Source organism: Turicimonas muris, assembly GCF_002221595.1.
In the GTDB taxonomy this organism is placed as follows: Bacteria; Pseudomonadota; Gammaproteobacteria; order Burkholderiales; family Burkholderiaceae_F; genus Turicimonas; species Turicimonas muris.
In genome coordinates, this window is sequence record NZ_NHMP01000001.1 from 391,556 (window position 1) to 405,081 (window position 13,526).

General features: G+C 41.5%; 9 protein-coding genes and 1 CRISPR repeat array. Of the genes, 2 read left to right on the plus strand and 7 right to left on the minus strand.

The annotated features are described in order from the left end of the window. Positions 1-144 precede the first annotated feature (144 nt). The gene (locus ADH67_RS01950; RefSeq protein WP_066591139.1) at positions 145-813 is read right to left on the minus strand and encodes a Fic family protein; all 669 of its coding nucleotides are present in this window, start codon (positions 811-813) and stop codon (positions 145-147) included. Between the two features lie 286 nt (positions 814-1,099). On the opposite strand from ADH67_RS01950, the gene ADH67_RS01955 reads away from it, so the two are divergent. Both ADH67_RS01955 and ADH67_RS01960 read left to right on the plus strand, forming a co-directional pair. After that, on the plus strand, positions 1,100-2,476 hold the full coding sequence (locus ADH67_RS01955) for an ISNCY family transposase (RefSeq protein WP_066591141.1): 1,377 nt from the start codon (positions 1,100-1,102) through the stop codon (positions 2,474-2,476). Positions 2,477-2,982: 506 nt separating this feature from the next. Further along, entirely contained in the window at positions 2,983-4,155 is a 1,173-nt protein-coding gene (locus tag ADH67_RS01960; protein WP_236578445.1) for an AAA family ATPase, read from the plus strand. A 613-nt stretch (positions 4,156-4,768) separates the two neighbouring features. Here the strand turns inward: ADH67_RS01960 and ADH67_RS01965 are convergent. The 6 genes from ADH67_RS01965 to ADH67_RS13160 all read right to left on the minus strand — a co-directional run bounded on the left by ADH67_RS01965 (position 4,769) and on the right by ADH67_RS13160 (position 13,432). Next, a complete protein-coding gene (locus ADH67_RS01965; protein ID WP_066591143.1) occupies positions 4,769-6,580 on the minus strand; it encodes a gluzincin family metallopeptidase in 1,812 nt (603 codons plus the stop codon). A gap of 418 nt (positions 6,581-6,998) precedes the next feature. Beyond that, on the minus strand, positions 6,999-8,144 hold the full coding sequence (locus tag ADH67_RS01970; RefSeq protein ID WP_066591144.1) for a porin: 1,146 nt from the start codon (positions 8,142-8,144) through the stop codon (positions 6,999-7,001). Positions 8,145-8,156: 12 nt separating this feature from the next. Further along, complete coding sequence (locus ADH67_RS01975; protein ID WP_066591146.1) at positions 8,157-9,953, minus strand: M3 family oligoendopeptidase; 1,797 nt, start codon at positions 9,951-9,953, stop codon at positions 8,157-8,159. Positions 9,954-9,962: 9 nt separating this feature from the next. Further along, the gene (gene dcuC / locus ADH67_RS01980; protein ID WP_066591148.1) at positions 9,963-11,351 is read right to left on the minus strand and encodes a C4-dicarboxylate transporter DcuC; all 1,389 of its coding nucleotides are present in this window, start codon (positions 11,349-11,351) and stop codon (positions 9,963-9,965) included. Positions 11,352-12,198: 847 nt separating this feature from the next. Continuing rightward, positions 12,199-12,736: a CRISPR direct-repeat array (repeat unit 37 nt; unit sequence GTTTCAATTGCACAAACTTACATCTTTCAACTGAAAC). 30 nt (positions 12,737-12,766) lie between these two features. Further along, the gene (locus ADH67_RS01985; RefSeq protein ID WP_066591150.1) at positions 12,767-13,192 is read right to left on the minus strand and encodes a type II toxin-antitoxin system HicB family antitoxin; all 426 of its coding nucleotides are present in this window, start codon (positions 13,190-13,192) and stop codon (positions 12,767-12,769) included. A 63-nt stretch (positions 13,193-13,255) separates the two neighbouring features. Beyond that, the gene (locus ADH67_RS13160; RefSeq protein WP_099421375.1) at positions 13,256-13,432 is read right to left on the minus strand and encodes an mRNA interferase; all 177 of its coding nucleotides are present in this window, start codon (positions 13,430-13,432) and stop codon (positions 13,256-13,258) included. Between the last annotated feature and the right edge of the window lie 94 nt (positions 13,433-13,526).

The window sequence follows — 13,526 nt, forward strand, 5'->3', positions numbered from 1 at the left end:
ATCTTGTTCTCTACTCACTCAAAGGTTGGTGTCAAAGGTGATGATTTTTTTAGGATTGAATGAGTTTAGAGGATGGCACTCTTTTGATGTTGCGGTTTTGACGTAAACACTTAATCCGTTAACTTTTCAAAGGGTTTTTAAGTTCTAAAGTTTGCAAGGTTGGGAGAACCGGAGGAATAAATCAAACATTGGATTGGCATCGCCGGTTTCGTAGAACCTTCCCAGCGTTTCATGAAAAATTCGAGTATTGCGCGGATGTATTGAAATTGCAAAGAATCCGCTTTTCATCAATAAGCCATTCATCAGTAAAGACGCGGTTCGTTTGTTTGCATCGTAGAACGGCTGATTTCTAGCCACAAACAGAAAAGTTGCAATGGCTTTTTCTACCGGATTGGAAATGCAATCTTCCAAGTAGCGGAAACCATTGCTGATGATTTGGAGGAGATTAGCAGTGGGGGGACAAAATTTGATATTTCTGAGAGTGACGGGAGCAGTCCGGAGGCAGCCCCATTGAAGAGCTTCGTTTTTACCAACTCTGCTATGGAGATTACAGGCAAGGGACACCGAAAGGTCAAACTTTTGTTCTTTTACAAGGTTCAATAAGAACTCAGCACCGGATGCAAAATTCTTGACCTGCATGGCATCAAAAGGATTTAAGTCATTGCATCTCTTACCTTCCAACACGGCTGCTGTTTGACTAAGTGAAGCAGGATTGTTTTCGAGCAGACTCAGCCAACACCAGGTTAGATGATTCAGATTTGCCTGGAAAGACTTGCAGATTTCATTCGTTTTCGCAGAACATAGGAGGTTCATTTCGAAAGCTCCTGTATTCCAAAAAATACCGTTTAAATGTTCTTTCATCGATGAGATTTGTGAAGCATCTAAGTGTTGAGTTGGTCTAGGAAGAAATCATATCTTGAAATTTGTAGAAAAGAAGGAATCGAGATTTTTTTGTTAAGCAAAAGGGAAATTGAGAGTAACTTCCTACGGGATTTTGAGAGTAGTTTCCTAGGCGATTCTGAGAGCTTATTCCAGGGCGAAATTGGGAGTTTTACCAAAGCGAAAATGGGAGTTAGGCGGTCTTTATTGACTTATTCTTGTGCTTTTTAGAGGTTTTAAATGGTCAAAAAAGAACGTTAAGCATCCCTCGATTAATGAACTGGTTGCTGTATTTACTGAGTACCGAGCCGGGCTGATCACCTGTAAGCAAGCACTGACTCAGTTAAAAATGCCTGAGTCAACCTTTTTCAGGAAGTTAAACAAGTTTTCATTACAAGGAGCCGAAGGCTTAGAACATGGTAATCGGGGGCGTTCACCTGTAAACAAACTGGACAAGGACCTAAGAGAAAGAATAGACAACTTGCTCCAAACCAAGTACGCTGGCTTCCAAGCTGCTTTGGCAAGGAAATACCTGAAGAATTGCGAACAAATTGAAGTATCCGAAGAATTTATCCGGCAACGTCTTCTTGAACTTTATCCCAGAGAAAAGAAAGCAGAGAGTAAAGGCCATCCATTACGTCGACGTCGCAGCCGGTTCGGAGAATTGATCCAAATTGATGGATCCCGACATCGTTGGTTCGGAGAGGATGAGCCTTTTTGTGTCGTTCACGCCTTTATTGATGATGCAACAGGAACCATTACTGCGGCGTGCCTGCGGCCTACAGAAGTAGGAGAGGCCTATCGAGAGCTCATTATGGGGCATGTCTTTAAATACGGCATACCAGCGGCTTTCTATAGCGATAGATACAGCATTTTTAAACCGACGACCTCGGGGCCACTAACCTCTGAAGACCAAGACGGAACTCAGTACCAACGCATCTGCAATATGCTTGGAATTGAGTACATCTATGCAAAAACTCCCGAAGCAAAAGGAAGGATTGAACGCCTAAATCAAACTTTGCAAGGACGTTGGCCTAAAGAGTTCAAGCTCCGAGGCATAAAGGATATTAACACCGCTAATTTGCACATAGAGGAGTTTGTCAACGAGTACAACGAAGAGTTTGCAATTAAGCCTTTTTACCAAGAAGATGCTCATGTACCGCTCTTGGCAACAGAAGAGGAGTTAAAGAGGATCTGTGCTACCTGGCACGAACGACATTTATCTAAAAATCTTAGTTGTAGTTTCAAAAATCAAATCATTCAGGCTCTTGGGGTTGAGAACCGTCATGGCTTGATTGGAAAGGAGGTTTCTATCGTAGAGTACCCGGATGGAAAGATCGAGATGCTATGGGGATTGAGAGTAATACCCATAAAAATTATTCCTAAGGTAGGTTGTCCTAAATTTGAAGAATACACAGAAACGGCTAAAACCATTGATGCTCGTGTCGACGAAATCATGGCGAAAGAAAATCAACGAAGACAACTGTGGCTTAATAAGCGAGCTGCCAAAGTAAGAGAAGTACTAAACATGAGAGAACTAGTGATCGAGGCTGCTGAAGAGATAATAAAGGAAGACAGCGAAAAGGATAAGCACTAAGCGCATTGCGATGAAAGGGGGTATTAACTCAGGTTCGCTACGCTTACCTGAGTTAATACCCCCTTTCATTGCAATTAAAAGCCACAGAATTTGCAAGACTTTCACTTAAAAATTGGCTCTCTCAAAATCGTGTTGTTTTCTGACTCTCAAAATCGCCTTGGCTTAACAAGGAATCGAGATTTTTTAGAAGAATTACTTGGCTCATTCTTCAAAAGAAAAGGAACCGGTGAGAGAACCATTTCAGATATTTCTTGATTTTTTCAGCTCTTACTTATGCCCCGAAAGAGAGAATATGGATCTTAGGCAGAACTGGATTTATCCAAAGGAGTAGTAGTTGAGGTAAGTAGGTTAACTGAGCGTGCTTTGAACTCCTCTGAATCAAGACATAACCGGGCCGGCATGATTGTAAGGCAGATTGGTTCAATTTTTTGAGTTACTCCATGAAGAGAGAAGGCTTGAGAAAAGCTGACACTTTTATAATTGTGATGTAAGGAGAAGGAATTCCTATGAATACGGAACTATTGCGACATCTGCCTTTAGGTAAATCATCATTTGAGAAGTTAAGACAACTGGGCCAAATCTATGTTGATAAGACGGAGAAGGTCTACTCTCTAGCCTGTCGCAATGGAAAGTACTTTCTGGCTCGTCCGAGAAGATTTGGAAAATCGTTGTTAATTTCCACGTTTGAATCTTTATTCAAGTATGGACTGAGAGACTTTCATGGTCTCGAGATTGAAAAACTTTGGAAAGAGGACAAAGAATTTTTGGTGGTGAAACTAGATTTCTCTGAAGCAAAAAGTTTCCGTAATTTGAAAGAGTTTGAGCTCCAATTTCACGATTTAATAGTTGATGCTTTTGCACCTTACGGATTTCGTTTTGAACTTCACGGTACCTCACTCATGAGTCAATTGTCTACTTGGTTCAAGAAGCAAGCCGTGAGTTCTGTAGTGTTGTTGATAGATGAGTATGATGCGCCGCTGACGTCTTGCTTTGATAATTTCAAGCTTTTTGAGCAGGTTCGTCGACAACTATCAAGATTTTATGCAGTCATTAAATCAAATGATGGTCCGTTACGTTTTTTGTTCGTTACGGGGATAACGAAATTTCACAATTCCAGTATTTTTTCGGAGCTAAACAATTTATCTGATATTTCACTTTCGGCAGAGTATGGCTCGCTTTTAGGATTTACGTATGAAGAGGTGAAGAAGTACTTTTCCGAGTACTTGATTTCTGCTTCGGAAACGTTAGGAACTACGCAGGATGAACTTTTCAAAGAACTGACGGAACACTATGACGGTTTTTGTTTTGAAGAGACAGCAAAACAAAAGGTATTTGCTCCTTGGTCTTTGTTGCATTTTTTCTCATCACCTGAAAGAGGCTTGAAGGATTATTGGTTTGAAAGCGGCGGAAAACCGAGTCCATTGGTTAAGTATCTTCAGTCTCACTTATTAAGAAATCCGGAAGAATACGATAAGGAACAAAGTTTGTCGTTATACGTCTTACGCGGTTCATCGGATATTGAAAATTTGTCAGATGTCGAATTGTTGACACTCTCAGGTTATCTAACTATTAAATCTGTAGAGTATGGCGATACGGTATTCCTACGATATCCGAATAAGGAAGCTAAAAAGCTATCGCTCAGCTATATTTGCAGCAACAGCTCAATGGCCAAGTACTAGGGCAGGTCGGAGCCGGTCTATCGTAAAAATCTTAACGGAGGCGGTCTTTTATATATTGAATCGATTGTTTGCTGCCATTGATTATGTTCGTTATCCAATTGAAGATGAGTTTTCGCTGAGATCATTTGTTCAAGTCTACTTGTCTGGAGCCGGTCTGAATTCACGTATTGAGCATCATAATGCGCATGGTCGTACCGATCTCGAGGTGGAGATAGGAGAGAGGACGGGGTATTTGAATTTAAAGTTTTCAGAGAAGGAGAAAGCTCGGAATCCAAACTGCAAGAAGCGTTAACTCAAATACAGGCAAGGAGGTATGGGGCTGACAATGCGAGTAAAGTTCATTACCGGACGGCTCTGGTATTCGGGTTAAAAGAAAAAACTTTCGTAAAGTGGGCTTGCAGTTAAAGTAGAACAATAATGAGCACAAGTGGATAATCAAAGTAGCTTTTTCCCCCGAATGGCACAGAAATACACCCAAGCACGTCCATTCATGCATCGAAGTCTAGATCTTCCTACGAAAAAGTTTTGGAAGAAAGGTTCGGGCTTCAAAGCATTGATAGCGGTTTTATTTCGATTCTTCTCTAATGAGAGCCCGCATGCAGAAGCGAAGTGTCTAATTTCTTTTGGAATGTCCTGAGGAGAGCAATTCCTCAAAAGAGTTGATTTTCTTCACAACGTTATCTAAACACCAATTCCAGAAATCAGGCCTTTGAGGACTTAATTTAAAGTACTTCTGGATGCATTCATCAAAACTTTGCGAACCGCAATCTAGTAAAAACTTAGGATAAATTGATTTGAATCTATCGGGTGTCTCGGAAAGGATATTGCTAAATCCTTGGGCGGTTAAGTAGCCAACCGCATAAGGATAGTTATAGAAGAATTGGTCCGGTTTATAAAAGTGCTGCTTGTACGCCCAAAGGAAACGATCGCAGCCGTCTACTTCATCTCCATACCATTTCTCCCAACTTTTTTCCATGGATTTGTTGAGATCCAAAGCGGTCAGGTTTCCTCTCTTTTTAGAACTGAGTAAGTTCTTTTCAAACTCAAATCGTACAGGGATGTTAAGGAGGTAGTTTGTTGCATATTTCATTTGCTGCCATAAAAAATAAAACTTGTCTTCCTGGCTTTCAGACTTATTCAGCAAAAAAGACAGCAATTGTTCACCCATGAGGATGCCGGCTACTTCCGTTAAACTCATTGGAATTAAACTTCTGTGCTCGGGATAATCTTTCAATTGCCATGCATGCCAAGCGTGCCCAAGCATCAGAGCAAGTTGATACTCTGATGACAAATTATTGAAATAGGTTGAAAAAATTCGAGGCTGTTTTAAAGTTTTTAAAAAAACATAAAAGGCTCCCCCGGCCTTGACCGATGAAAAACGAGCCTCGATCCATTTTTTCTCAATCATTAAGTCAACAAAGTCAGGAAATGTATCGCTAATATTTTTCCCTGCCTCTTTGATATTTTGAATACTGTCGTAAAAATTCGTCTTTTTATTTATGAGTGATGGCGAGAGGGGAGCAGGAGAATATAGGTTGTATACCTTTAGCTTACTTCCTACGGCTTTAGAACGAAGACTGATAGTGCGGCGAATATCTGAAATCCTATTCTCACAGCAACTAAGCATCTGTTCTACAGCCTCTCTGCTGATACGATTCTGTTGAAGCGAATAGGAAAGAACTTCCGAATTTCCAGAATCATTGTACGATGTAATACGAAAGCCGGCGAGCAAATTAAGAAGCTGAGCGTACATAGAACCATGTTCGTTGTAGAACATATTCATCGCATCAAAGGTTGTTCGGCGCAACTCTTCGTCTTCTTCTCCTTTAAGAACTCCGATGCTTTTCATATAGCCTTGAACTTGATCAAAGCCGTCTAGGTTTTTAACGCGCAGTCTCATTCCTTTATTTAATAAATGAAAGCTTTGTCTGACATGAAGATTGATTTGGTATTGAAATTGCGAGATGACGCTTCTTGCATCTTCGTTCAGCTTATCGTTGAAATGAGGAAGACTTTTGAGGTAAACATACCATTCTTGGATTTCTTCGTCTTCCCAAATAGGATCGTCATCCGAGAGACTCCGAAGAAAAGAAATCACGGGTGCGATAGCGGAATCTAGTTTGCTGCCGATGCTATTAACTTCAGCTTGTTTTTTAAGGGCGCATCTTTTAACGCATCTATGGATGTTTCGCATCTTAAAAAAGCATTTAAGGTGTGTAAGCTTGCCAAAGACTGTTCGTAAAGAGACAGAACTATGCGAATAGACTTCAACTTCCTTAGCTAGCCGTGCACTGCCGTCTATGGCCGCTATGAGAGTTTTCAAGCGCGCTAGCTCCAACCGAAATTTTGAGCTCGTAGAGCTTTCAAAAGCATCTTTAAGAGTCCACTGAGGAGGATTCTGAGTTCTGCTATTCAATCTATCCATTTTAGTTCTTCTCAATTAAAGCATCTGCATAATATTTCGTTGAGTCCCAAAGGACAAGGGCTAATATTTCTTAAAAGGCAATCGTCTGCAAAGGTTATTATTTTTCAATTGCAAGTCCTTCGTGTCAACAAAACCTATAACGAAGTGGTATTTAAGGGCTTAAAAATCGATTTATTTTTTTACTTTGCGAGAGAAGAATATCTCCAAAAGGCATGAATGGGATGGCTCATGAATACCTGAATTCCAAAACTTCACGCGTGGTAAATTAGCCGTTAATACTTTTTGAAGTTGCCTTTGGTTCCGGAGCTTAGCGTGAAATAATTGGTCGTTTACTCTTTTGGATTCTAGAAAAAAGGAGCCTGTTCAAGAGAAAAGTTTCAGCTTGAAAGACTCCGTCTTTCCGGATCAGATTTCTAAATTAGAACTTGTGGCTAAGTCCCAGGGCAAAAGAAAAATTATCTGTCACGGAGTTGGTGGCAACCGTTTTGTGAACTTTTCTGACGTGCCAATAGCTAAACACTGTGTAAACACTGGTTCTCTTACTCAAAGGATACAGGTAACCCAACGAGCTTTGTACAGCCTCATAATCTCCATATGATGCGGTTTTACCTTTATCCTCGCCGTCAGCATAAGCAACTGCCGCTTTAAGATCTCCGCCGTATAACTTAACATTAGCACCAAGGCTAAGAGCATACCCATCAAGTCCTTTTTCTCCTCGTTTACCGGAAGCGGTCATTACGGTACCTGCGGCTTCTGCACCATGCAGCAGCTGAGCAGCGGTATAGAGTTTCCAAGTTCCAAAGTCATATGAAACGCTGGTTGCTGCCATCAGAGCATTTTTCTGTCGTTGTGTTGCGCTGTTGTCCTTTACAACTCCATCAGTCAGTTTTTTACTGATGCCAGTATCTCTCCACTGGACACCTCCAACAACCTTAAGAGGACCGGAAATGTAAGTAGCTGCTACACTGGCCATTTCACTGTTATCGCGCCATGTCTCATACTCTGGGCCATCTGCATTAAATGAATACTGAGCATAGAGGGTTAAATTATTAAAGGTCGGAGATTTGTAGGCAATTGTGTTGTCGTAGCGGTTGTTGCCAGTAAACAGTAAGTTATATTTAGCGTCGGACCAGGCAGCCGCAAACGGTGAGGAATTTGTTCCCATCAAACCATAGGTTCCCATGCCTGAGAGCAGACCTCCCATTCTTCCCATTCCAATCGTACCGTATGGAGTGTGGAAATTTAGAGTTGCTTCTCGACCGAACATGCGTCCTTCCGGTGCCGCTGCAGAGGCTTGATCCATTTCACCGTTATCAAGCTTGAAGCCATTCTCCAATTTGAAAGAAACAGTATATCCGTTTCCCAAATCTTCGCTTCCTCTCAAACCCCAACGAGAGCCGGATTTGCGGCCTGAATCAATACCAATCGTTGTATCTTTACCGCTAGTTTTCTTAACGTAGAGGCCGCCGTCAACGATTCCGTACAATTCGACTTGCGAGGCAGCCATCAAAAGAGGTGCAGCCAAAAGCAGAGGTAATGAAGTTGCGATCTTAAGTAGTTTCACAGTTTTCTCCTTTTATAGGGTAGGGGTTTGAACAATTGATTTGAATTTAGTTAGATGAGAAAGTGCTTCGTCTATGCAGCCATCCCAAAATTGCTGCGTGGCCGGATCTAAGCCAAGATGTTTCCTGACTAATTCATCGAAGGTCATACGGCCGGTATCTCTCAGCATGGATTTGTAGAAAGGCAAAAATGAGTTTCCTCTCAAGCGTTTTTCGCGCATTAATCCTTGGGAAAGAAGGTAACCAACAGCGTACGGATAGTTGTAGATGTATTGGTCAGTCTTATAGAAGTGCAGCTTGTGGGCCCAAAGGTATTGATCGATATCTTCTGTAGAATCGCCGTACCAACGTCTCCAGGCTTTTTCCATTAACTCATTTATAGTTTTAACTTCCACATTTCCATTAAGTCTTTCTTTAAGGAAAGCGCACTCAAAGTCATAGCGCACGGGTACATTGAGTAAGAAATTGGCAATACTTTTTAGCTCCTGCCAAAGCATGCTGACTGCGGCTTGAGGATCTTTTTGGATTAGATACTGCTTAACAACTGTTTCATTAAAAGTACTTGAAGTTTCCGTCAGAGTCATGGGGAACTCGGTTTCTATAACAGGAAGATCTCTCAAAATCCAGTAATGCCATGCGTGGCCGAGTTCATGTGCTTGCTGGAGAACTGAAGCAATAGTTCCCACATATGAGGAAAAGACCCGAGTTTGATGCAGTTCGTTAAAGCGTGAGTAGAACGCGCCACCTGCTTTGCACGGAAGCAAACGAGCTTCAATCCAATTCTTCTCAAGCATCATGTCAATGAATTTAGGATATTCTTCACCGACAGTACTAAGAGCTTCTTTAACAAGCCGGATCCCTTCTGGATAAGAGAAGGTTTCTGCCACCGCCGTTAAGCTGCCGGGAGCAGGAGCCATTAAGTCGCAGCAAGCAAGTTTTCTTGAACCTAAGATTTCGGCTCGTAAGCTCACGCTTTCTCTAATTTGATCTACTCGGCTTTCAATTGCCTTGAGCATCGATTCGATGGCCGCACGGCTAATACGGTTTTGTTCAAAGCTCGGAGTCAGGATGTCTACTCCGGCAGCTTGTTGCTCTTTCAAGCGAAAACCGTGGAGCTTATTGAGTAGGTCGGCTTTTTCTTCCGCATGTTTTGCCATGTACTCTTGAAGAGCGTTGAAGGTTGTTTCTCTCAGAGTTTTGTCAGGAATTCCTTTTAGAGCGGCAACAGTAGCTGAAGTATTGAAAGTTTTATTTCTTCCTTCAGAGTCCGTTACGGTAAGCTGCATTCTTTTTTGCAGTTTTGAGAATTCGGTTCCCAGAGGATAAAAATCTTGTAAAGCCTGTTGTTGAAGAAGGGCTCTTTCTTTCGGAGGGATTTTTTCTCTCCAGGAATTCCTTCTTTCCTCCGTTATAAATTTCCAAGGCCGTAACCTCGTGTCCTCCCAAAGGGTGTTAGAAGGATCAAGGGCTGCAAGTTCTTTAAAAAGAATCTGGGCACAGTTTTCCAGCTTGACTTTAACGGCTTGAATGCTGCTTAGAGTCTGAGCGGAATCCGGATTCGAAGTGTCCATGCTGGAAAAACAGCGCCAAAAAGACTCTAAAGAGGAAATAATTTCAAAAGCTTTTTGATATTCTTCTATATGCGCTGTAAGATTCTTTTCATTGCAATCTTCTTGCAACGTCATACGCAGCGAGTCAACGATGTCTCGAGAGGCGTCAACGCGCTTTAAGAATCTCTCATCAGTAAAAGAGCCGTAGGCGTCTTCAAGAGTCCAGGCTGGAGCTTGAAATTCATTAATATTGTCAGACATATTTTTCTCTTAGACGGCTAAACAGAAAACAAGGACGTGATGGACAATTAAGCCGACGATGCAAGGAACGGAACTTCTCTTGATTAATTCCAACGGATTCATCTTTAACATTCCGGCAATTGCAATGACGACGCCTGCCACAGGAGATAATGGACGAGCAATGGTTGATGCTTGATGCATCGGGAGTACTAAAGAAACGGGATTTACACCCATGTCTTTTGCAATTTTTGGAATCATTTCAACGATTGGGTAGAAAGAGGCTCCGTTGGATCCAGCGATGATCGTTACCAATACGGTAATAACGACGAACATAATGGACATGCCGAGTGCACCAAAACCGAAATCAGTAGCCAGACCTACAATAGCGTCAAGCATTCCTAGTGCTTTGAAGCCTTCTGCGAAAACTCCGGCGGCAATAACCAGAGCCACCACTCCGCTCATTGCCTTACCCATGGCCTGAAGGAAGACCTTTAGTCCTTCAGAAAGTTTTTTGAAGTCTCCTTTCCAGCGGACTGCCTCAAACATCATGGCTACGACAACACACAATAAGATGAGCGCGGAGATATCTAATTTGATGCTGCTCAATACATATCGAGAGAACACAACGACAAGGATCATCGGCAGGAACGGCAATAAAGCGTAGATCATCGGAGCTGCAGAGGAGGGCGCTTTGACTTCGCCTTCAAATATGAGCTTGTCTCCGATGTGATCCTTGCAGACCCAGCCTTCTTTTCTGTCTAAGTATCTTTGCCAAAACGCGTGAGCTATGCCCATTGCCAGGCAAGTCGGCAAGCCGGCTGGAATTTTATAAAGGAAGACATAATCGAGAATGCTGAGACCGCTGGCAGCGGAAGCAGCTGCTGTAGAACCGCCTATTAAAACCAGAGATGCGGCGCCACTTGTGACGAAAACTGCGCCGATTGACTTTTTGTTCATTCCTAAGGCAGCCAGTGCGGGGCCCATCAAAGCGAGACACAAGACACCTAATCCAACGGCCGAAGTAATCACCATACTTACCAATTTGCCTAGTAAGAATGCAATGAAAACCATGACGTACGGATTTTTAATAAGACCTAACGGTTTGATAGCGATTCGAACAAACGCATCGTTTGCCCCGATATGAGTCATGTATGAGGCGAAACCGACCATGACCATAATCAAAAGACCTAATCCCGCCAATCTTGTAGAGAACATGTACCGAATAAATTCGATGATGTTCAAATAGTCATTGCCCGTAGGAAGAGCTTTCTTGGGCATAAATGTGCCTGTGTCAAACATCACAGAACACAGCAGCATTATTGCGCCGCTAAGAAACAGCACGAGTGGAGCATATTTTCCTTTTAGGATTGCCCACCCAACGACAATTAGAGTGATGATTCCAATGGATACGCCAAGCATAAAAATAGAGATGAAAAGTTAAACACTGATTGCATTATTGCTTTTCATTAAAAATCAATGAAGTAGAGCCTAGGGTTAGTCCTTTATTTGCTTTGGAACTGAGTAGGAAGGTTGAATAATTGTCTATATGGTCGATGTTGTTAATAAAATTTGTAAGGGTTTCTATGTAATTAACGGGGACTAATTAAAGGAAAACCCGTATTGGTTTGAGTAGCTGGCTACTTTTTAATCGAATAAAAGAGTTGTTTAACAAGTAACTCTAGGATGAGCTAAGGATTTCCCTAAGAACAACAGTTGGGAAAAATATGAGCTGCCACAATCAATAAGAAGATCAATGCGGTATTCTGGATTTAAACGACAACTTTTGCTGTGTAGAATTGCGTGACGCTCTCGCAGATTGGCGGCTCCAACACCGATAGTAGGAATATTTCTAGTTAATGCTATCAAGGGTGCGGCGGGAAGGCCCGCAGAACTTCCAATCCTACTTTTCCGGCTAAATTGTGCTTTGAGTTCATGAGAGGCCGAATTCGAGTTTTGGAATTATCCAACCTATTGATTTTTTGGCGGTTTGTAAAGGATGACAAGATCGCTTCCTTGTATCTTCCCTGCCAAATTGATGCTTTTATTTTCTAAGGGGTTGAACGATGCGACGCTAAAGGAAAAATCTCTTTTGGGAGCTCGGATGAATCATTACGTTTCTGATTTAAATTATGAAGAGCTCAGTGTTATTAAGTCAAAGAGATAATTTTTCGAAAATTTCGGTACTTTTCATGCAGTTTGAACTGTTTCGAAGAATTCCTCAGCTAACTATAAATAAAATTTAAAAATTTCATACGGTTAGCTGAGAGTTTCAATTGCACAAACTTACATCTTTCAACTGAAACGTGGCTTTCGCTTCTATTGCTGTTGCTGTACGCTGTTTCAATTGCACAAACTTACATCTTTCAACTGAAACGTTGCGATTAATTCATCAATCAAAGAACTTGTTAAAGTTTCAATTGCACAAACTTACATCTTTCAACTGAAACATTCTGAAAAAGATTATGAGCAGTGCATCGAACAGTTTCAATTGCACAAACTTACATCTTTCAACTGAAACCTTTACCTTTCAAGTTTCTGCTGACTCGTTTAATAGTTTCAATTGCACAAACTTACATCTTTCAACTGAAACCTTTGGCGCATCGCTTCTTCAATGATTTTTCCCAGTTTCAATTGCACAAACTTACGTCTTTCAACTGAAACGAGAGTTGTCGTTTCATATCTTCTTTTGCTCTTCGTTTCAATTGTACAAACTTTCATCCTTCAACCGAAACCGAAGTTGGCCCTTCGAGACTTTGAGAAATTTTTCGTTTCAATTGTATAAACTCACATCCTTCAACTGAAACGCTTAGGTGGCTCATATCGATAAATCGGTTTTATCTTAGTTCAAGTACAAGCTCTTTTCCAAGAGCTTTAAATGCGTTTTGCAATGTGTCTATTTTGGTTGAGTGCTTAATATCGGTGATGCGTGTAACTTCTTGCGGTTTAATATGCATTTTGCGTGCGAGGTCAGCGGGTCTTATGTGGGCTTGAACCATAGTGTTCAACAGCAAAACCTTAGCAACTACAGACGCAGGTAAATCAACAGCCATATCTCCGGTTTGCAACTCAGAAGGGGCGGGGAATTTTCTTCCGTCCTCAATATAAAAATCAATAGCGGTAATAAGTGCGTCGAGTGCGTCTTCTTTTAATTCGTCCAAGCTCCAAGACTCGGTAACAGCCTCTGGAACGTCACGAAAACAGGCGATAAATCCACCTTCTCCGTTTGACTCGACGGTCATAGGATATTGATAGCGTGCCATTTTAGATTCCTTTTTTGTGCATAACATGGTTTAACTTAAGGCGGGAGTACTTCCGCCTATCGATTAGTTAATTCCTAGTTGTCGTTTTATCAATGACATATATTGCTTAGAGTAGTCTTGAGTAGGATGCCTTTTTACCACCGTCTGCTTACCGTTGAAGTAAGCTTTGTAGTGTCTTTTACCGTCCTCTAAAACGACTCCTAAGCCTTTTAGCTCATCGATAAATTCTTTGTGCTTCATTTCCTCAAACCCTGTAATTTATCGATATGAATATTTTAAACAAAAAAGTTTATAAAAACAAACAAAAACGTTTATTCGTTTGATCGAAAAGGCA

Excerpts from the sequence above, each read along its gene's own strand:
- ADH67_RS01950 (WP_066591139.1), bottom strand. The coding sequence starts at position 813 with ATGAACCTCCTATGTTCTGCGAAAACGAATGAAATCTGCAAGTCTTTC.
- ADH67_RS01960 (WP_236578445.1), top strand. The coding sequence starts at position 2,983 with ATGAATACGGAACTATTGCGACATCTGCCTTTAGGTAAATCATCATTT.
- ADH67_RS01965 (WP_066591143.1), bottom strand. The coding sequence starts at position 6,580 with ATGGATAGATTGAATAGCAGAACTCAGAATCCTCCTCAGTGGACTCTT.
- ADH67_RS01975 (WP_066591146.1), bottom strand. The coding sequence starts at position 9,953 with ATGTCTGACAATATTAATGAATTTCAAGCTCCAGCCTGGACTCTTGAA.
- dcuC (WP_066591148.1), bottom strand. The coding sequence starts at position 11,351 with ATGCTTGGCGTATCCATTGGAATCATCACTCTAATTGTCGTTGGGTGG.
- ADH67_RS01985 (WP_066591150.1), bottom strand. The coding sequence starts at position 13,192 with ATGGCACGCTATCAATATCCTATGACCGTCGAGTCAAACGGAGAAGGT.
- ADH67_RS13160 (WP_099421375.1), bottom strand. The coding sequence starts at position 13,432 with ATGAAGCACAAAGAATTTATCGATGAGCTAAAAGGCTTAGGAGTCGTT.